Annotated in this window: 16 protein-coding genes; 5 read left to right on the forward strand and 11 right to left on the reverse strand. The window is 70.3% G+C overall.

Going from position 1 to position 20219, the window contains the following annotated elements; translation table 11 throughout:
* Positions 1-121: 121 nt before the first annotated feature.
* The 4 genes from acs (at position 122) to A3CQ_RS0133840 (ending at position 6081) form a co-directional block, all read left to right on the forward strand.
* A complete protein-coding gene (gene acs, locus A3CQ_RS0133825) occupies positions 122-2107 on the forward strand; it encodes an acetate--CoA ligase (RefSeq protein ID WP_020515384.1) in 1986 nt (661 codons plus the stop codon).
* Between the two features lie 238 nt (positions 2108-2345).
* On the forward strand, positions 2346-4652 hold the full coding sequence (locus A3CQ_RS0133830; RefSeq protein WP_020515385.1) for an immune inhibitor A domain-containing protein: 2307 nt from the start codon (positions 2346-2348) through the stop codon (positions 4650-4652).
* A 78-nt stretch (positions 4653-4730) separates the two neighbouring features.
* Complete coding sequence (locus A3CQ_RS0133835; protein WP_020515386.1) at positions 4731-5102, forward strand: hypothetical protein; 372 nt, start codon at positions 4731-4733, stop codon at positions 5100-5102.
* Between the two features lie 64 nt (positions 5103-5166).
* Entirely contained in the window at positions 5167-6081 is a 915-nt protein-coding gene (locus A3CQ_RS0133840; protein ID WP_020515387.1) for an alpha/beta fold hydrolase, read from the forward strand.
* 3 nt (positions 6082-6084) lie between these two features.
* Here A3CQ_RS0133840 and A3CQ_RS0133845 read toward each other — a convergent pair whose 3' ends face one another.
* The 9 genes from A3CQ_RS0133845 to A3CQ_RS0133885 form a co-directional block, all read right to left on the reverse strand.
* On the reverse strand, positions 6085-8544 hold the full coding sequence (locus A3CQ_RS0133845) for a DUF6185 family protein (RefSeq protein ID WP_020515388.1): 2460 nt from the start codon (positions 8542-8544) through the stop codon (positions 6085-6087).
* Between the two features lie 65 nt (positions 8545-8609).
* Positions 8610-10793 carry a chemotaxis protein CheA gene (locus A3CQ_RS0133850; RefSeq protein WP_020515389.1) on the reverse strand — a complete coding sequence of 728 codons (2184 nt, stop codon included), beginning with the start codon at positions 10791-10793 and terminating at the stop codon, positions 8610-8612.
* Positions 10793-11083: an STAS domain-containing protein gene (locus A3CQ_RS0133855; protein WP_020515390.1), complete on the reverse strand. Its 291-nt coding sequence runs from the start codon at positions 11081-11083 to the stop codon at positions 10793-10795. Before A3CQ_RS0133855 ends, A3CQ_RS0133850 begins: the two co-directional genes overlap by 1 nt.
* Complete coding sequence (locus tag A3CQ_RS0133860; RefSeq protein ID WP_020515391.1) at positions 11080-11448, reverse strand: response regulator; 369 nt, start codon at positions 11446-11448, stop codon at positions 11080-11082. The genes A3CQ_RS0133855 and A3CQ_RS0133860 overlap by 4 nt, the downstream gene beginning before the upstream one ends.
* 16 nt (positions 11449-11464) lie before the next feature.
* Positions 11465-12505, reverse strand: a complete 1041-nt coding sequence (locus A3CQ_RS55000; RefSeq protein ID WP_020515392.1) for a methyl-accepting chemotaxis protein — start codon at positions 12503-12505, stop codon at positions 11465-11467.
* Entirely contained in the window at positions 12498-13481 is a 984-nt protein-coding gene (gene cheB / locus A3CQ_RS0133870) for a chemotaxis-specific protein-glutamate methyltransferase CheB (RefSeq protein WP_020515393.1), read from the reverse strand. The genes A3CQ_RS55000 and cheB overlap by 8 nt, the downstream gene beginning before the upstream one ends.
* Complete coding sequence (locus A3CQ_RS55005) at positions 13478-13963, reverse strand: chemotaxis protein CheD (RefSeq protein ID WP_020515394.1); 486 nt, start codon at positions 13961-13963, stop codon at positions 13478-13480. The genes cheB and A3CQ_RS55005 overlap by 4 nt, the downstream gene beginning before the upstream one ends.
* Before the next feature lie 10 nt (positions 13964-13973).
* Positions 13974-14810, reverse strand: coding sequence for a CheR family methyltransferase (locus A3CQ_RS0133880; RefSeq protein ID WP_020515395.1), 837 nt, complete (start codon positions 14808-14810; stop codon positions 13974-13976).
* Positions 14810-15376 carry a chemotaxis protein CheW gene (locus A3CQ_RS0133885; protein WP_020515396.1) on the reverse strand — a complete coding sequence of 189 codons (567 nt, stop codon included), beginning with the start codon at positions 15374-15376 and terminating at the stop codon, positions 14810-14812. Before A3CQ_RS0133885 ends, A3CQ_RS0133880 begins: the two co-directional genes overlap by 1 nt.
* A gap of 148 nt (positions 15377-15524) precedes the next feature.
* Here A3CQ_RS0133885 and A3CQ_RS55010 point away from each other — a divergent pair, with 148 nt between their 5' ends.
* Entirely contained in the window at positions 15525-17213 is a 1689-nt protein-coding gene (locus A3CQ_RS55010; protein ID WP_020515397.1) for a methyl-accepting chemotaxis protein, read from the forward strand.
* A 3-nt stretch (positions 17214-17216) separates the two neighbouring features.
* On the opposite strand, the gene A3CQ_RS0133895 is transcribed toward A3CQ_RS55010, so the two are convergent.
* Both A3CQ_RS0133895 and A3CQ_RS63765 read right to left on the reverse strand, forming a co-directional pair.
* The gene (locus A3CQ_RS0133895) at positions 17217-17579 is read right to left on the reverse strand and encodes a UCP033725 family protein (RefSeq protein WP_020515398.1); all 363 of its coding nucleotides are present in this window, start codon (positions 17577-17579) and stop codon (positions 17217-17219) included.
* Entirely contained in the window at positions 17579-20146 is a 2568-nt protein-coding gene (locus tag A3CQ_RS63765) for an SseB family protein (protein ID WP_026206515.1), read from the reverse strand. Before A3CQ_RS63765 ends, A3CQ_RS0133895 begins: the two co-directional genes overlap by 1 nt.
* Between the last annotated feature and the right edge of the window lie 73 nt (positions 20147-20219).

The following is a 20219-nucleotide window of genomic DNA, read 5'->3' on the forward strand; positions in this document are numbered from 1 at the left end:
GCCATCGGTCATCCAGCGCGCTTTTGGCGCCGTCGAGCGCGCTGCCCGGCCGCAGTGTCGCCGAGGCACTCCGGCGTAACTAATGTGCAACGAAGAAGACCAGTGAAGAGGAGCCGCCCTGATGAGCGAGACTTTGGCGAACCTGTCATCGGAGACACGTCAGTTCCCGCCGCCGGAACAGATCGCGGTGGACGCCAACGTCAAGGCCGATGCTTACGAAGAGGCCGCCGCCGACCGCCTCGCCTGGTGGGTCAAACAGGCCGAGCGGCTCTCCTGGGCGAAGAAATGGGACCAGGTCCTCGACTGGTCCAACCCGCCGTTCGCGAAGTGGTTCATCGGCGGCGAGCTGAACGTCGCCTACAACTGCGTCGACCGGCACGTCGAGGCCGGGCTCGGCGACAAGATCGCGATCCACTGGGAGGGCGAGCCCGGCGACACCCGCGCCATCACGTACGCCGATCTGCAGAAGAGCGTCAGCCAGGCCGCCAACACGCTGACCGACCTCGGGGTCGGCGCCGGCGACCGGGTGGCCATCTACCTGCCGATGATCCCGGAAGCCGCGGTCGCGATGCTGGCCTGCGCCCGGATCGGCGCGACGCACAGCGTGGTCTTCGGGGGCTTCTCGGTCGACGCGCTCTCCACCCGGATCAAGGACGCCGACGCCAAGCTCGTGATCACCGCGGACGGCGGTTACCGGCGCGGCAAGCCTTCGGCGCTCAAGCCGACCGTCGACGAGGCCGTCGCCCAGTGCCCCAGCATCGAGAACGTGCTGGTGGTCCGCCGTACCGGCCAGGACGTCGCCTGGGGCGAGAAGGACAAGTGGTGGCACGAGACCGTCGAGCAGGCCAGCCCGGAGCACCAGCCGCAGCCGTTCGACAGCGAGCACCCGTTGTTCATCCTCTACACCTCGGGCACGACCGGTAAGCCCAAGGGCATCCTGCACACCACGGGCGGTTACCTGACCCAGGCGTCGTTCACCCACCACGCCGTCTTCGACCTCAAGCCGGAGTCGGACGTCTACTGGTGCACGGCCGACATCGGCTGGGTCACCGGCCACTCGTACATCGTGTACGGCCCGCTCTCCAACGGCGCCACCCAGGTCATGTACGAGGGCACGCCGGACACTCCGGGCCGCGACCGGTTCTGGCAGATCGTCGACAAGTACAAGGTGTCCATTCTGTACACCGCGCCCACGCTCATCCGCACGATGATGAAGTGGGGCGACGACATCCCGGCCGGGTACGACCTGTCCTCGCTGCGCATTCTCGGCAGCGTCGGCGAGCCGATCAACCCGGAGGCCTGGATCTGGTACCGGAAGAACATCGGCCGCGACCGCACCCCGGTGGTCGACACCTGGTGGCAGACCGAGACCGGCGCCATCATGATCTCGCCGCTGCCCGGCGTGACCGTGGCCAAGCCGGGCTCGGCGATGACCCCGCTGCCGGGCATCACCGCCGACGTGGTCGACGACCAGGCGCAGTCGGTGCCCAACGGTGGCGGCGGCTTCCTCGTGCTGCGCGACCCCTGGCCGTCGATGCTGCGCACGATCTGGGGCGACGACGAGCGGTTCATCGACACGTACTGGTCGCGGTTCGGCGCCGGCGCGGGTCAGGGCGACGACTGGGTCTACTTCGCCGGCGACGGCGCGAAGAAGGACGAGGACGGCGCGATCTGGCTGCTGGGCCGGGTCGACGACGTCATGCTGATCTCCGGCCACAACATCTCCACCACCGAGGTGGAGTCGGCGCTGGTCTCGCATCCGGCCGTCGCCGAGTCGGCGGTGGTAGGCGCGACCGATCCGACCACCGGCCAGGCGATCGTGGCGTTCGTGATCCCGCGCGGCAATGTGGACACCGACGGCGACAAGGGCGAACAGCTCACCGTCGACCTGCGCAACCACGTGTCCAAGACGCTCGGCCCGATCGCCAAGCCGCGGCAGATCATGCTCGTCGCCGAGCTGCCGAAGACGCGCTCCGGCAAGATCATGCGGCGGCTGCTCAAGGATGTGGCCGAGCACCGTTCGCTCGGCGACGTGACCACGCTGCAGGACTCCGCAGTGATGGATCTGATCTCGGCCGGGATGAAGACCGCCAAACCCGAGGACTAGGCCATATCGCATCGAGGGGGGCCGGCTCACGCCGGCCCCTTTCGGCGTTATGGATCTCCCATAGCACGTAACTGATCTATATCGATTCCGCCCAGCCATCGCTGTCTTTACATACGTTTACCTCCTGCCCCGAACCCCGGGGTCGTTTTTCTGCCGGGCCGCACCCCTTAGCGCCCGGCGCCATAAGCGGAGGTAAAGCGTGGTGCGCAAAGTAGTCGCTGGACTGCTCGGCGCCGCGATGGTCGCCAGCGTCGGGGCGTTGCTCCCGGCGGTGGCCCAGGCGGCACCACCGGTAGAGCCGGTCACGGCGGTTCCCGGCGCGAGGTCGGCGGGGGTCGACGATCTGCCCAGCCCCCTGGAGGACAAGCGTCGTGCGCTGCGCGCACAGGCGGTGTCCGATGTGGTCAGCGGGCGGGCCAAGCCGGTGGACCGGAACGGCAGCCAGGTCGTCAAGGTCGGCCGGCACGGCAAGAAGGACCAGTACGTCGAGCTCAGTCGCGAGCGCACCGACCGGATCTTCGTGATCCTGGCCGAGTTCGGCAACGAGCGGCACCCCAGCTACCCGGACGTCGACTCCGACCCGAACACCGCCGGGCCGACCACCTTCGACGGCCCGCTGAACAACAAGATCCCGGCGCCCGACCGCACGGTCGACAACAGCACGGTGTGGCAGGCGGACTACAACCAGGACCACTACCAGCAGCTGTACTTCGGCACCGGTACGAACACCGAGTCGCTCAAGACGTACATGCAGAGCCAGTCGTCCGGCCGCTACTCGGTCGACGGCGAGGTCACCGACTGGGTCAAGGTCCGCTACAACGAGGCCCGCTACGGCCGCGACGTCTGCGGCAGCCACGTCTGCACCAACGTCTGGAACCTCGTGCGCGACGCCGCCAACCAGTGGGTCGCCGACCAGCTGGCCGCCGGCCGCAGCCTCGCCGACGTGACCGCCGACCTGAAGTCGTTCGACCAGTACGACCGCTACGACTTCGACGGCGACGGCAACTTCAACGAGCCCGACGGCTACCTCGACCACTTCCAGATCGTCCACGCCGGCGGCGACCAGGCCGACGGCGACCCGCAGCAGGGCGAGGACGCCATCTGGAGTCACCGCTCGTACGCGTACTCGAGCGACGCGGGCAACACCGGCCCGGCGGGCAACAAGCTCGGCGGCACCCAGCTCGGCACGACCGGGATCTGGATCGGTGACTACACCATGCAGCCCGAGAACGGCGGCCTGAGCGTCTTCACCCACGAGTACACCCACGACCTCGGCCTGCCGGACGACTACGACACCAGCGGCCTGGGCGACAACAACAACGAGTACTGGACGCTGATGGCGCAGAGCCGGCTCAACGCGCCCGGTGAGGCGCTGGGCACCCGCCCCGGCGACATGGGCGCGTGGAACAAGCTCCAGCTCAACTGGCTCAACTACACCCCGGTCAAGGCCGGCCAGAAGAAGATCGTGAACCTCGGGCCGGAGGAGTACAACTCCAAGAAGCCGCAGGCCGTGGTGGTGACGCTGCCGGAGAAGCCGGTCACGACCGAGCTGGGCGCCCCGTTCGCCGGGACGAAGCAGTTCTTCTCCGGCAACGCGGACGACCTGGAGACGTCGCTCGTCCACGACATCGACCTGACCGGCAAGACCAGCGCGAGCTTCACGCTCAAGGGCCGGTACAACATCGAGCAGGACTACGACTACCTGTACTTCGAGGCCTCCACCGACGGCGGCAGCACGTGGACCGCGCTGAACGGCACGATCAACGGCGCGGCGCTGCCGGTCGACGCGAGCAACCACCCGGCCATCACCGGTGACTCGGCCGGGGCGTGGGCGGACATCGCGGTTCCGCTGGACGCGTACGCGGGCCAGGCGATCAAGTTCCGGCTGCACTACCTGACCGACGGCGGCGTGTCGAAGGGCGGCTTCTTCGGCGACGAGCTGACGATCTCCGCGGACGGCGCGACGGTGCTGGCGGACGGTGCCGAGGGTGCCACGACCTGGACGCAGAACGGGTTCTCGATCGTCGGGTCCAGCGTCACCAGCAAGTACCCGGGTTACTACATCGCCGGCAACCGCAGCTACACGTCGTACGACAAGTACCTGGCGACCGGGCCGTACAACTTCGGCTGGGCCACCGCGAAGCCGGACTACGTGGAGCACTACAACTACCAGACCGGTCTGCTGATCTCGTACTGGGACACCTCGCAGGCCGACAACAACACCAACGAGCACCCGGGCTCGGGTCGCAACCTCTACATCGACGCGCACCCGAAGCCGTTCAACAACGTCAACGGCGTGCCGTTCCGGTCCCGGATCCAGGTCTACGACGCTCCGTTCGGCCTGCACCCGACCGATGGCATGCTGCTGCACGTCGACGGCAAGCCGTCGCTGGTGTGGCCGCAGCTGCCCAGCCCGGTGTTCAACGACAAGGGCAAGTACTACTACGACGAGCTGCCGAACCAGGGCGTCAAGCTCCCGGCGGTCGGCGTCAAGATCGGGGTGCTCAGCCAGAACGGCACCTCGATGACGGTCGCGGTCTCCTGACCAACCTTTCTGCGGCGCCCGGGGAACCCTTTCCCCGGGCGCCGCGTCATATCCACACGCCTTTCTAAGGACAGACCCATGACGTACGCCGGGCGGGCCGCTCTCGCCGCGATGCTGGTCGTCCTGGCGGGCGGGTGCGCGCAGCCCTCAGTTTCGTCCGACCCGTCGCCCCCGGTCTTCTCGTCGCCGGCAGCCTCCCACCCGCCGAACGGTTTCACCGACAACAACAAGCCGACCGGCTGGATCGTCGGCACGGTCACGGCCGGTGGCACCGGGCCCTGCTACGGGCTGGAGACCGACGACGGCGTCCTCTACGCCCTCCACTCCACCGCGGGCCTTCGCCTCGACCGGGGCTCACGCATCAAAATCAAGGGCACCCCCGCGCGCGTACGCATCGATTGCGGCCCCGGCCAACTGCTGGAAATGACGGCCGCCGAGCCGTTGCGCTGATCCCGAACGTGCCGGGTCGAGGCGGCGGTCCGCCCGGATCGACCCCACAGCCTAGGCTGGACGCATGGTTGACGAGTCGTGTGTCCTGGTGGAGGGCCCCTGGACGCACCGTTTCGTCGGCGCGAACGGCAGCCGGTTCCACGTCGTCGAGGCCGGCACCGGCCCGCTCGTGCTGTTCCTGCACGGCTTCCCCGAGTTCTGGTGGGCGTGGCACGACGTCATGACCCGCGTCGCCGACGCCGGCTTCCGGGCCGTCGCCATCGACCTGCGCGGCTACGGCGCCAGCGACAAGCCCCCGCGAGGCTACGACGGCTACACGATGGCCGCCGACGTCACCGGCCTGATCCGCGCCCTCGGCGAGCGCAGCGCGATGATCGTCGGCGCCGGCGCCGGCGGCATGATCGGCTGGGCGGCCGCCGCCTTCCACCCCAAGCTGGTCAGCCGCCTGGTGGTGCTGGGCGCCGCGCACCCGCTGCGGCTGCGCGCGGCCCTGTTCGCCGACCCACGCGGCCAGCTCTCCGCGTCCTCGACCGTCCTGCGCTTCCAGGTCCCCCGCTACGAGCACATCCTGACCCGCGACAACGCCGCCCTGGTCGGCGAGCTGATGACCCGCTGGGCCGGTCCTCAGTGGAGGCAGACCCCCGAATTCACCGACTACGTCGACCGCTGCCGCGAGGCGATGCAGATCCCGCAGGCCGCGTTCTGCGCCCTGGAGGCCTACCGCTGGGTGGCCCGCAGCGCGCTGCGCCTGCAGGGCTACCGCTTCGTCAAGCTGATGCAGCACCCGCTGATCACCCCCACGCTGCAGCTGCACGGCGCGCTGGACGCGGCCACCCTCCCCCGCACCGCCCAGGGCTCCGGCCGCTACGTGATCGCCCCGTACGAGTGGCGCCTGATCCCCGACGCCGGCCACTTCCTGCACCAGGAGTCCCCCGACTTCGTCACCGGCGAAATCCTCCGCTGGCTCAAGACCGGCTGACCCTCACGGCGTGGGGGTCGCGGTCCCGGTCGTGCGCGTCTCCTGCTGCGGCGCCGGCTGTTCGAGGACCCCCTTCTGAATCTGCGCCCAGATCGTCAGGCCGCTGGCCAGCAGCGGGATGAGAAGGCCCAGTGCCGTCACCAGCTTGTTGACGCCGTAGAATCGGGCCACGCTGGCCGATGGCCTGGTGCGACCGCTGAGCTGGCGAAGCGTCGTCAGGTCGGCCGCGAGCGCGGCCAGAAGCAGGGCGAACAACAGCAGGCTGGTGAAGAAGACCCAGCGGCCGGCGGGTGCCAGCGCCAGCAGGCGCGGAATGAGCCAGGCGCTGCCCATGGCGAGCGCGAAAGGCACCCAGACAGTCAGCGCGCGTCCGGCGCCGCGGCGCCCCGGCAAGCACCCCCAGGCTAGTCCTAGCACAAACAACGGCATGAGCCAGAACGCGACGACATCGGCAAGGTGGCTCGGGCCGGACAGGGTGGAATCCCACCACCGATCGGATTTGAAGTTCGGGCCCAACTCCTCCTGCCCCCACTGGATCCCGGCACAGACCAGGACCGGGAGCAGGCCGAACCGCATGACGGTCCGTGCGTTGCGCCCGGCGGACGCACGCGGGCCCAGCACCAGCGCGAGGTCGACCGGCCGGATTCCCGGCGGAAGCGGATCCACCACCACCGGTGCCGGGACCTCGGGTGCCTGCGGCGCCGACCGGCGCACAGCGAAACGTACCTTCGCGAACAGGCCAGGCGTGGCCGGTAGTGGTTGCGGGTGCGGCTCGTCGGACAGCTCCCAGGAACGCAACTTTTCCGCACGGCGGACGAGTTCCCGCCGCAGATCGTCGTGGGTGGCTTGGTACGGGGCGGCGTCCAGGGTGGAAATCTGCTTTTCGACGTTCTCCAAGCGCTCCTCGGCGTTCATCAGCCGTGTCTGCAGTCGGCTCAGATCCCCGACATCCCCAGCGAGGTGGGACTCGACGTCCGCTCGCCGAAGAAGCACTCCCGGCAGACGCATGGCGACGTAAAGGCAGATCACCAGGGCGGGCGTCGCGACGCTGATCGACAGGCCGAGGTAATGCGTCGGCAGCACCTGCAACGTGAGCAGACCCGCGGCCAGAGCGACAAGAAGACAGTCGGTTCGGTCGAGGAGCACCGGGATCCGCCGACGCCGGTCGGCAACGGTGATCATCAGGCCGACGGCGACAATTACGGGCGCGAGATTGAAAACGAGTGCCGCGGACCAGACCGAGGGAGCACCGAGCACAGCGACCCCAAGAAGAAGCAGCGCGATCGCGACCCGGTGACCGAGCTCGCGGGCATTCTTCGGACCACCATTGGGCAGCAGCCCAGATGTCACCCATCCCAGCAACAGAATGGCGGCTGGCCAGCCGAGGCCGTTCAGCAGCATCTCAGCCGGATAGAAATAGGCCGCGAAGGCGACGACGATCGACGTTGAGATCAACACAGTCCGCCTGACCCACCGGCGGTTCGGCGGTATCAGTACGGTCGCGACGACGATCAGGACGAGGCCCCGCACCGTTACATTTATCCAGCTGTAGGAAAGCTCGGGTAAAGCGGGAACCTGGCTCATGACATCGAACGCCACATACCGCATGTTGAGCACAACCAAAACCGCGGCGGTCACTCCGAGACGTCGCCGTCGCATAGCGGAAACGGCGTCGGCCGTCCGGCGGTCCGCAGAATCGCCGGCTTTCCGCAGTTGTCGCAGAATCACGAGGATGGCGAGGCAGCACACCAGCACCTCGACATCGAGTGGCGCATCCTCGCCGTAGCCGGAGTCCGAAACCACGAACTGCTGCATCCGTCGCCACGAGGGTGGATCGACGTCAAACGCCAGAGTGCTTGTGTTACCTGCTCCGGCCCTGATCCACTCCAGACGCGTCGCCGTAGCACTCGCCGGCAACGGCCACGGCTCGCTGAGCCGAAGGCCCTTGGCAGTGACAACCACGTCGTTGAAGAACGGGGCGACGTCGCCGCCCGTACGCAGCATCATCGCCCACTTGCCCTTGCCGAGGCTCCTTACCGTTCTCGTCTCGTCCAGCTCCCACGGACCGTCCGGCGGGAAGTCGAATCCGTAGAGATCACCGGACGTAGGCAGCATGACCGCGATGCCGTCTTTCGTTCGGCTGACCGATACCTGCTCCGGTTCGACGTCGATGGAACCGAGCGGCAGTAGACAGGCGACCGCCTCGACGAATTCGTCCGCTTCGGCCGGGCTGAGCAAACGGCCCGACCAAAGCCAGCTTGCCGGGACGACGGCCGAATAGGAGGTGTTCCAGCGAATGTCGTCGACACCCTTCGCCGCCAGCTCGAGCGCGGCTCTGGTGTGGACGTCAGGCGGGAGGCTGGGGCAGGAGGGCTGGGCGTGCGCGGCCGAGGGCAGGCATAGCGACACCGCGGCGGCGGCCAGGATGGCTACCGTCTGGAGAATGCGGCGACGGGCGCGCATCTGCCCAGTTTGTGACCGCGCCGAGAGCACGCACCATCGGCGTATGGGAGGACCGAGTCCGGCTGCTACGTCACGGGCTGACCGGCCAGCACTGGGCGGCGGCGGGACGGGTGGCCGTTGCCGGTGCCGGCGTGGCGGACTCGTTCCAGGTCGGCGTACTCGGTGACCAGGGGGCCTACGTCGAGGATCAGGGCCACGTCGCCGTTGCCGAGGATCGTCGAGCCGCTCACGCACTTGAGCGAGCTGAACAGCGGGCCCAGCGGCTTGATCACGGTCTGGAACTCGCCGAGCAGGGCGTCCACGACCAGGCCCGTGCGCTGCCCAGACTGCTCGACGACCACGACGCTCTGCCGCCGCGCCACGTCGCCGTCGAGGCCGAACAGATTGTTCAGGCGGATGAACGGGAGCACCTCGCCGCGCAGGTTCATGTGGTCGCGGTCGCGGTTGCCGGTGGGGAACTCGACGCACTCGGTGACCCGGTCGAGCGGGACGATGAACGACGACCCGCCCACCCCGACCAGGAACCCGTCGATGATCGCGAGGGTGAGCGGGAGCCGGATCCGGATGGTGGCGCCCTGTCCGCGTACGGAATCGACCTCGATGGACCCCCGCAGAGCCGCCACGTTGCGACGCACCACGTCCATGCCCACGCCCCGCCCGGAGAGATTGGAGATCTTCTCCGCGGTCGAGAAGCCGGGCTCGAAGATGAGGTCGTAGACCTCGTGGTCGGTGAGCGTCGCGCCGGCCGCCACCAGCCCGCGGTCGACCGCCTTCGCGAGGATGCGGTCGCGGTCCAGGCCGCGTCCGTCGTCCGAGACCTCGATGACGATGTTGCCGGCATCGTGGTACGCGTTGAGCCGCAGCTGGCCCTGCGCGGGCTTGCCGGCCTCGACTCTGTCCGAAGGCGACTCGATGCCGTGGTCGAGCGAGTTGCGCACGAGATGCAGCAGCGGGTCGCTGATCCGCTCGACCAGCGCCTTGTCCATCTCCGCGTCGCCGCCCGTGATCGTCAGGTGCACCTCCTTGCCGAGGGTGACGCAGACGTCCCGGACGACCCGCTCGAAGCGGCGCAGCGTCATCCCGATCGGCACCATGCGCAGCGCGAGCGCGCTGTGCCGGACCTCGTCGATGAGCCGGGTGACCTCGCCCTGCGCCTCGGACAGGTGATCGTTGACGCTGATCCCGGCCTGCGCGATGACGAGCTCGCCGACCAGGTCGATGAGCCGGTCGAGGCGGCCGGCGTCGATCCGGATGGTCTGGGTGTCACCCGAGCGGGTGTCCGCGGTGCGCCGCTGCTTGCTGAGCGCCGCCTCCACGACGGCCGAGGGCGCGATCCCCTCCTCGATGAGCACCTGCCCGATCGGGACCGGCCCGCTGTCGCGGGTGCGTTCCCGCTGGATGCGCAGCGCCTCGTCGATCTCGCCGGGGGTGACCGCGCCGCTCTCCTGCAGCACGTCGCCGATCCGGTCGCGGTCGGGCATCGACTCGATGCGGCCGACGAACTCCCCGCTGTCCAGCGGGGTGATCCGGATGTCGCTGTCGTCGCGGACGAAGTCGAACACCGACTCGATCTCGGACTTGGGCGCCTCGGTCGACAGCTCCGCCTCGAACGCGAGGTAGTTGGTCTCGGGGTCGAGGTCGGACGCCTCGGGCAGCGCGGAGTCGTCGACCGCGATCCGGTCGATCGTGCCGAGCGACGTCAGGTAGCGCAGCAGCGAGAGCGGGTCCATGCCGTTGCGCAGGCAATCCGGGCCGAAGCGCAGCCGTAGGTACCAGCCGCGCGGGCCGTCCGGTTCCTGATCAGCGGCGTCGGAGGCGGCGGAGACGGCGGCAGCTGCGGCGGGCGCCGCGCCTGGCTCGAACGGCGCGAGCCGAGCCAGCAGCGCTTCTGCCTCGGCGGCCTCGCCCGGGCTCGGCTCCGGCCGCCCCTCGGCGACGCCCTCCACGAACCGTGTGATGTGGTCGGCGCACGGAAGCAGGACGCTGATCAGCTCGGGCGTGACGCGGACCGTCCCCTCCCGTACGTGGCCTAGCAAGGTCTCCACGACGTGGGCGAAACCGACCAGATGATTGAGGCCGAAGAGGCCGGAGGAACCCTTGAGGGTGTGCGCGGAGCGGAAGATCGCGTTGATCGTCTCCGCGTCGTCCGGGTCGGCCTCGAGCTGCAGCAGACCCTCCTCGAAGCTCTCCAGCAGCTCGCGGGCCTCGGTGATGAAGATGTCGAGGGCCTCGTCGGCGTCGAACGCCATCACCGGCCCCCAGCGATCGGCCGGAGCCCGGCGTCCAGGTGCAGGATCGCCAGGGCCTCGCGGACCGGTTCGCTCGCGTCGAGGAACTCGGCGGCGCCGCCGAGCCGCTCGGCCTCCCGCCGCACCGCGAGCAGGATCTGCAGCCCGGCGGTGTCCATTTCGGTCACTCCGGTCAGCCCGACCCGGACCGTGGTGTTCTTGTCCAGGACCGCCAGCAGCCGGGGGCACTGCTCGGCGGCGGTCTGGATGGTGAGCTCGCCGTCGAGGTCGACGGCCCGAGTCTGGCTCACGGCGCGATCAGCTTGGAGACGGCGGCCAGCATCTGCTCGGGCTGGAACGGCTTGGTCACCCAGGCCTTCGCGCCCGCGGCCTGCGCCTGCTTCTTCTTCTCCTCCTGCGACTCGGTGGTGAGCATGATGATCGGCGTGAACTTGTACGCGGGGAGCTTCTTCGCCTCCGCGACGAACGTGATGCCGTCCATGTTCGGCATGTTCACGTCCGAGATGATCAGGTGGATGCGACGGCCGTCGAGCTGTTTCAGCGCGTCCTTGCCGTCCGAGCCCTGGATCACGTCGTACCCGGCGCCCTTGAGCGCGATGCTGACGACCTGGCGCACCGACGCCGAGTCGTCGACGACGAGAATTGTCTTCCCCATTCTTGTCCCCCCGGGGTCAGAAGAAGGTGATCTCCGATTCGCGGACGCCGGCGGCACGGCCGGAGGTGTGCGCCTCGCGTTCCTCGTCCATCGTGTAGCTGGCCGAGATGGCCGCCAGCGCCTCGTCCGGGTCGATCGGCGGGGCGTCGGCGCGGGCCCGTTCCCCGGCCTCGGCGACGGTCTCGGCGAAGCGGGTCACGCTGTCCCGCAGGTGCTCGAGCACCTGGCAGATGCGGTCCTGGAACTGCAGGTTGGTCAGGGACTGGCTGACCTCGGAGCGGATGCCGACCGCGGCCCGCTCGAGGTCGCCGGAGGAGTCGCGTACGCCGTTGACCAGCGCCTGGAGGTCGTCGAGCACGGCCTGCACCTCGGCGTTGGCCCCGGCGACCGCCCGGTCCTCGCGGTCGGCGGTCTCCTCGGCGTGACCGAGGATCGCGCTGATCGTGGCGCCGGCCCGGCCGACCTTCTCGGCCATCCGCTCGCTGGTGCCCAGCGAGTGGTCGGCGAGCTGGCGCACCTCGTCGGCCACCACGCCGAACGCCGCGCCGGCCTCGCCGATGCGGGCGGCCTCGATCGAGGCGTTCAGCGCGAGCAGGTTGGTCTGCGCGGCGATCGCGCCGACCTCGCCCGACATCTGGCGCAGCTCGGTGTTGAGGGTCTGCAGGTTGCGCAGCTCGGCGACGGTCTGCCGCTTGGTGGCCAGCGCGTCGTCGAGGGTGCCGACCACCTCGCCGAGGCGGGACCGGCTGCGGTCGAAGGTGCCGCCGTGGCCGTCCTCGAGCGCGCCGGCCGACGAGGCGAGCACGGTGTCGAGGTTCTCCACGATCCCGGCGAACTGCTCGGTGAGCCGGCTGACCGCCGACTCCATCTGGGTGCGACTGGAGTCGATCTGTGCCGACCAGACGGGTGCGAGGGACCCGGCCAGCCGCGTGACGCTGGCGATGTGACCGTCGGCCGGGCGTACCTCGGCCGGCGGGGCGGGCCGGCGGCGACCGGCCACGAAGCCGGCCCCGAGGCCGACGGCGAGGGCGCCCAGCGCCCAGAGCAGCTCAGCCATGCCGATGGATCATCTCCGCGATGTGTGTCAACGGCGCCTCGCGCTGGACGGCGCCGAGCTGGACCGCTTCGTGGGGCATGCCATGGACGACGCAGGTCGCGGCGTCCTGGGCCACCGTGAACGCGCCGGCCTGGCGCATCTCCAGCAGCCCGCGGGCGCCGTCGTCGCCCATGCCCGTCATGATCACGCCGATCGCGCTCGCGCCGGCCGCCCGGGCGGCCGAGCGGAAGAGCACGTCGACCGAGGGCCGGTGCCGGTTGACCGGCGGCCCGTCGAAGACGCGTACCCGGTAGCCGGTGCCGCACCGGACCAGTTCGGTGTGCCGGCCGCCGGGCGCGACCAGTACCTGGCCGGGCAGCACCTCGGCGCCGTCGGCCGCCTCGGTCACGTGCACCTGGCACATCTCGTTGAGGCGTTGGGCGAAGGCGGCGGTGAAGTTCTCCGGCATGTGCTGCACGATCACCATGCCGGGGGTGGCCCGCGGCAGCGCGGGCAGCACGATCTCGAGGGCCTTGGTGCCGCCGGTGGAGGTGCCGAGCACGACCACCCGGCTCGCGGCGGTGGTCGCCGGGGTCGCCGGGCGCGGGATCCGGCGAGCGTTGGTCGCGGCGGACCGGACCGCCTCGACGATCTCGGCGGAGCGCTCGTCGATGAATGCCTTGAGGCCGCTGTCCGGCTTGGTGATCACGGCGGTCACCCCGGCGGTCAGCGCCGCGGCGTCGACCGACGGGCTCACGCACAGCACCACCGGCGTGGGCCGCAACGCCATCACCTGCCGCAGGAACGACTGCCCGCCCAATCCCGGGTCGACCACCAGCACGTCCGGCCACACCCGGCTCATGTGCTCCATCGCGAAGGCCGGGCCGGCCACCGCGCCGATCACCTCGATGCCGCTCTGCCGCAGCCGGGCCGCGAGGTGCTGCCGCACCACGGCCGAGTCGTCGACGATCAGCACGCCGATCGACGCGCCGGTCACCGGAGGCTCCCGGCGCTCGAACGACGGCCCGCCGCCGAGGTCAGCGTCACCTCGCCGGTGGCGACCTCGAAGCTGAGCCGGCGCGGGCCGGTGCCGCCGAGGTCGGTGTGCGCGAGCCGGAAGCCGAATCGGTCGAGCAGGCTGAGGCCGGCCGCGATGTTGTCCTTGGCGACGTCGGGGGCACGGCCGCGCTGGAAGGGCGGGAACTGGTTGCCGCCCCCGTACAGGTGGGTCACGTACTCGCTCGGGCGGGTGCCGATCCGCTCGATGGCGTCCAGGAACATCCGGACGGCGTGGTCGGCGTAGCGGCCGTCGAGACCGCGCCGCGCCGCCGGGACGCGCCGGTGCGCCAGCATGTAGTGGCACATGCCGCCGACCCGCAGGCGCGGGTGCCAGAGGGTGACCGAGACACACGACCCCAGCAGCGTGTGGATGCGGGTGTCGGTGCCGCCGAAGTGGAAGTCTCCGGGGTTCAGCACCACTTCCAGGACACTAGCCACGCCACTGGCCGGGGGTGCGGTAAATCGACGGTTCGATCATCTGCAGCCGCGACGGGATGCCGTTGAGCGACTCCGACCGGCCGACAATGAGGTACCCGCCGGGCTGCAGCATCTCCTGCAGCCGCAGGATCAGCTCGCGCTTGGTCTCCGGGTCGAAATAGATCATGACGTTGCGCAGCAGGATCACGTCGAACTTGCCGTGGTGGCCGAGCTTCCCCATGAGGTTGTCGTGGTGGAAGCGGACCCGCTCGCGCAGCCGCCGGTTCACGGCCATCGAGCCGTCGTACTCGTCGCGGCCGCGCAGCCAGTACTTGCGCAGCAGCTGGTGCGGGATCCGGTCGGCCGCGGTGAGCGAATAGATGCCGCGCCGGGCGTTCTCCACGACCCGGCTCGAGATGTCGGTCCCGACGATCTCCCAGGGCCCCTCGGCCAGCGATTCCGAAAGCACCATAGCCGCCGTGTACGCCTCCTCGCCGGTCGAGCTGGCCGCGCTCCACAGACGCAGCGGCCGTCCCCGGTCGCGCGCGGGCACGACGACGTCCCGCAGGAAGTCGAAATGCTGCTGCTCGCGGAAGAAGAAGGTCTCGTTCGTGGTCAGCAGGTTGATGAGCTGGACCATCTCGGCGCCGGATGCGGACTGGGTACGCAGGTACCGCACGTACTCGGGATAGTCGGTCATGCCGAGGTTGCGCAGGCGCTTGTCGAGCCGCCCGGCGACCAGCGCCTCCTTGCCGGGCGAGAGCCGGATCCCGGTCTCCCGGTGGAGCACGCCGGTGATGTAGGCGAACTCGTCGGGCCCGATCTCTCGGTAGGTCAAGGTCTGCTGCATCAGGGTCCTTCTGGCGGTTCGGTCGTTTCCTCGGACTGGCCCCCCGCCCGGGCTGCGTCGCCGAGGCTGACCATTTCGCTGATCGACAAAACCTGACCGACGTCAAGCAGAATGAGGAAATCTCCGTCCCGGCGGGCCATGCCGCTGATGTAGTCGGCCCGGATGCCCGAGCCGAAGGCCGGCGCCGGCTCGATGTCGGCCTCGGTGAGCTCCACCACCTTGTTCACCGAGTCGACCAGGATCCCGATGTCCTGGCCGCCGCCACCGTCGCCGCCGCCCTCGCCGTCGTCGAGCCCGATGTCGTCGAGGTGGACGATGATGATGCTGGTGCGGCGGCGGACCGTGGTGGCGCCCCGGTCGAACCGGATGGCCAGGTCGATCACGGGCACCGCCCGCCCGCGCAGGTTGATCACACCGCGGATGAACGCCGGCATCATCGGCACCACGGTCAGATGCCGGTACTCCAGGATCTCCAGCACGTGGAAGATGTCGACCGCGTACGCCTCGTCGTTCAGCGAGAAGGTCAGGAAGCGGCCGGAGCCCACCCGGGCCAACGTGTCGGTCACCGCATGTCCTCTCGGTCGGTGGTCCGTCGCGCACAATCCGACCATTAGTTCGGCCGCCCGGACCGGGATATGAATCTTTATCGCTTATATCCAGCCAAAGTTACCTAGGCTGGGGACGCGAGTCGCTGACCAACTGAGGAGCATCCCCATGGCGGAGAAGACCGGCTTCGCGTTCCGCAACCTGTCGGTTGCCTGGAAGCTGCGCTGGATGGCGGTCGTCACCTGCGTCCTGCTGCTGGCCATGGGCGCCGTCGGCATCTACCAGCTCAGCCAGGCGCAGAACCGGCTGAAGAACATGTACAACACGAACCTGCAGAACACGAAAGCCCTCGACGAGGTCGCGATCGCGTACCGCGATGTGCGCCTCGGGGTCCGCGCGCTGGCGCTCGCCCAGACCGACGCGGACACCCAGACGGCCACCACCCGGACCCAGAACGCCTTCAACACCCTCAACGGCAACTGGAAGGCCGTGGCCGACCTCGACCTGTCGGGCAACGACACCGACCGGGACGCCATCACCCAGGCGTTCACGTCGTACCAGACGATCGCGCAGAACAAGCTGATCCCCGCGGCCAACGCGCACAACCTCACCTCGTTCAACCAGATCGTCAGCAGCCAGGTGAACCCGCTCTCGGACACCATCGACACCGACCTCGGCCGGCTGCTCGATGCGGAGCGGACCGCCGCCCAGGCCTCGATCAAGACCTCCTCGGACGCGTACACCGCCGCCCGGATGATGATGATCATCCTGGTCGCGGTCGCGCTGGTGTTCACGTTCGGCATGGTGATCCTGATCAGCCGGTCGATCGCCGGGCCGCTGCAGAAGACGGTCGCCGTGCTCTCGGGCATGGCCGCCGGGCGCCTCGACCAGCGCCTGCACGTCACCAGCCGGGACGAGGTCGGTCAGATGGCGGTCGCGCTCAACAGCGCGCTGGAACGCCTCGCCGACACCGTCGGCACGGTCGTCGACTCGTCCGCCCAGATCAACAACGCGGCCGGCCAGATCAGCGGCGCGTCGCAGAGCCTGTCGCAGGCCGCGACCGAGCAGGCGTCGAGCGTCGAGGAGACGACCTCGAGCCTTGAGCAGATGACCGCCGGCATCTCGCAGAACAGCGAGAACGCCACCGCCACCGAGGAGATCGCGGCCAAGGCGAAGTCCGAGGCGCTCGAGGGCGGCGAGGCCGTGCAGCTCACCGTCGACGCGATGAAGCAGATCACCAGCAAGATCGGGATCATCGACGACATCGCCTTCCAGACCAACATGCTGGCGCTCAACGCCACGATCGAGGCGGCCCGGGCCGGCGAGCACGGCAAGGGCTTCGCGGTCGTCGCCACCGAGGTCGGCAAGCTCGCGGAGCGCAGCCAGATCGCGGCCCAGGAGATCAGCGAGCTCGCCTCCGGCAGCGTGCAGACCGCCGAGCGAGCCGGTGACCTGCTCAACACCATAATCCCGAGCATCATCCGTACGTCGGACCTGGTCCAGGAGATCGCGGCGGCCAGCTCCGAACAGTCCACCGGCGTGCACCAGGTCAGCATCGCGATGGGCCAGATCGGCAAGGTCACCGAGCAGACCGCGTCGTCGAGCGAGCAGCTGGCGGCCACCGCCGAGGAGCTGTCGGCGCAGACCGCCCAGCTGCAGACGATGATGGAGTTCTTCAACATCGGCGGCCGCTCCTCGGGCGGCCGGTCCTACGGGCACGCCGAGTACGCCGGGATGGCCTCAGCCGGCGCCGGGAACTACGCGAGCCGGGGCGCGCCGGTCGGCGGATACCCCAGCCACGCCGGGCCGGAGGCGTTCGGCCCCGAGCTGGAGGCCAAGTTCGACAGCTTCCGGTGAAACCTAGATGCGCTGCTCGTGCAGGTCGCGGATCTCGTGCGCGGGCGCCCACGCCTGGTAGACGCCGAAGTCGAACTCCTCGAGGCCGAGCTGGCGAGCGACCGGGGCCCGGCCGCCGGTGTACTCGACCCGGAACCAGTTGTCGGACTCCCCGAGCACCAGGAACGGCGCACCCCGCCACGAGCAGGTGGTGCGGACGTAGACGAGCTCGTCGTACTCCTCCGGGGTCAGCACCCGCACGTAGCGGCCGGGCTTGACCTCCTCGAAGCCGTCGGCCGGCTGGGTCGTGTAGATCCGCACGTTGTCCCCGTCGGGGACCGCGTCGAACTCACGGCCCTGCCAGGTCACCACGTAGCCGTCGCGCATCACTGCTCACCCACCCGGCGCCACTGCGGTCCGTCGTTGTCGAAGATCGCGACCATGTGCTCGGAGCCGTCGGCGTCGATCCGCCACAGCTGCGCGCCGTGCGGCAGCCGGACGCTGTCCACCTTGAACTCGGCGATCACGTCCCGGCCCTCGCCGGGGGCGAAGCCGTTGCCGCGGAACGGGGTCCGCTCGATGACCCAGCCGTCCATGGCCTTGAGCGCCTGCTCGTTCTGCCCGCCGTAGGGGATGCGGTACAGACTCGGGCGATAGGCAGGCCAGCGCAGGACGTACGCCTCCTTGGCGTCGGCCTGGTGCGTCGAGCCCTGGTAGGTCAGGCCGAGCGCGCCGAACAGCTCGGCCGGGGTGCGCAGGTGCTCGACCTCGGTGGCCCGGTGCACGAAACCGGCGACCCGGTCGTACCCGCGCTCGAGGTAGTAGTCGACGTGCTCGGGCGGCAGCGTCTTCTGCATGACCGTCGCGTGCTGGGCGTCGTCGTTCGCCGGAGCGGGCGCCGGCACCGGGACCTGCGGCTCGTCGCGGTCGGACGGGTCGGTGCCGAGCCCGGCGTCGGCGGCCCAGCTGGCCAGCGCGATCACCTGCGGGCCCGGGTATTTCGCACCGATCGGGCCGACCGGGTTGACCGCGAACGACCAGGCCGGGTCGGGCCAGTTGCGGATCAGCTCGTAGAACCGGACGCTCACCGTGCGTGTCGGCTCGGCGTAGTGCTCGGCCAGCCGGTCCTTGCTGGTGAAGACGACCAGGTAGGTCTCGCCTTCCATCTGCTCGGTGCGGAACGCGAAGCCGGACTCGCCGGGCGCGCTGCCCGGGCGCGAGTGATGCGCGACCGGCACCAGCACCGCGGCCAGCAGCAGCGTGGAGAGGTACTGGTCGGTGTTGTGGCCGCCGGCGGCGTTGTAGAGCTCGCGCTCCACGTCGTTGGCCGGGACGAACGGCTCGGCCGAGGGCGGCAGAACGGCCGGACGCGCCGCCGGCGCGGGAGTGGCGCCGCGCACCTCGAGCGGCGGCGGCTGCGACGCGCCGAGACGGGCCGGGCGGTCACTGCCGGGCGAGCCGGGAATGACCGGCGGGGCAAGCCCGGGACGGCCGGCGGCCGGCGCGGCGGCCTGGGCCGCCGCAGTGGTGGCCCGCTCGGCCGGGGTCTTGAAGGCCGGGAACGACGTCATCGGGGCCGGCTCGCTGGCCGGGCCGGACTGCCGGCGCGGCAGCGGGGCACCGGACCCGGGCGCGGGCGCGGGCTGCGGCGGGCCGTACGCCGGCGGCGCCGAACGCTGAGCCGCGGCGGCCTGCGGAGACGCGGGGCCTTGCGGGAAGCCGCTGCGCGCGGCGGGCTCCTCCGGGGCGGCGCCGGGCGCTCCGGGATGGCGGAGCGGGAGGTCGGGCAGGGCCGGAGCCGGAGCCGCGGCGGCCGGACCGGACCAGCGCGGGTCCATCGGCGGCTCGGCCACCGGCTGGTCGGCCAGATGCTCGGGGACCGGCGGCGTGTTCGCCATCGGGGTACGCACCGGCAGCGGGCCGCTCGGGTGCTGCATCGAGCTGCGCGGGTCGTCGCCGGAGCGCAGCGCGGGCCACGCGCCGGTGGGCGTGTCGGGGACCGAGGGCGGCCGATAGGCGGACGGCACCGACGCCGGGGCGGCGGAGGTGGGCGCGGCCGGCGGCGTGCGCGAGGGCAGCCCGCTCGGCATGACCCCGCTCGGGGTACGGATGGGCAGCCCGCCCGGGCCGACCTGCGGCCGCTCGGGCGGCGCGGAGACGGGCGCCGGCGCGGCGGCCGCGGCCGGGGCGGAGACGGGCGCGGCGGCCTGCTCGGGCTTTTCGTCGGCGGCCGGGAACTGCGGCATGCGGGTCGCGGCGGCGGCCTGGGCGTAGCCGGGCGGCCCGGCCATCGGCGCCGCGAACGACGACGCGGCCGGCGGCGCGGCGGCGACCGGCGGCGCGCTGATCGGCTGTGGGTAGGCGGCAGCGGCCGAGGGCGGGACGCTCGTGGCCCGGTGCGGGTAACCCGCGGGCGTCGCGGCTGCGGCGGCCGGCGCGGCGCTCACCGGCTGCTGTGCGGCCTCCTCCTGGCGGGTCACGGCCGCGTTGGCCGCCACCGCCGCGGAGTGCAGGTCCTGGATGCGGGCGGGTCCGGCCGCCTTGTCGCGACCCGGGCCGCGCGTGGGCAGCCGCAGATCGCCGCGGGACAGCTGGGCGACGAACCAGGCCGGAAGGTAGCCCTCGATCGGCAGGCCGGGGTTGACCGCCAGCCACCACTCGAGGTTGGGCCAGGTCTCGGCCAGCTCCACGTACGGCACTCGCCGGGCCGAGCCGGTGTAGTCGGCCAGGCACGACTGCAGCGCGGCCGACGACGTGAAGGCGAGCACATGCGTGCGGCCGCCGGTGCTCCAGGTGCCCCAGCCCAGCGGCGCGAGCCCCTGAAGGGCGTCGGCCGAGACCGGCAGCAGCAGGTCAACGCCAGCGAGGATGCGGAAGTACGACTCTTGGTCGTCCGTGCGCAACGCATCTCGCATCGCGACCTCGGCGTCCGTAGCCGGTTCCCACTCGGACACGTCCACCTCTCCCCACCGCGCGACGAGGCCATCTCAACGCGTACAACCTACAAGGTCAGGCGGCGATCACAAT

Origin of the sequence: Paractinoplanes globisporus DSM 43857 (assembly GCF_000379645.1) — a bacterium.
Taxonomy (GTDB): domain Bacteria; phylum Actinomycetota; class Actinomycetes; order Mycobacteriales; family Micromonosporaceae; genus Actinoplanes; species Actinoplanes globisporus.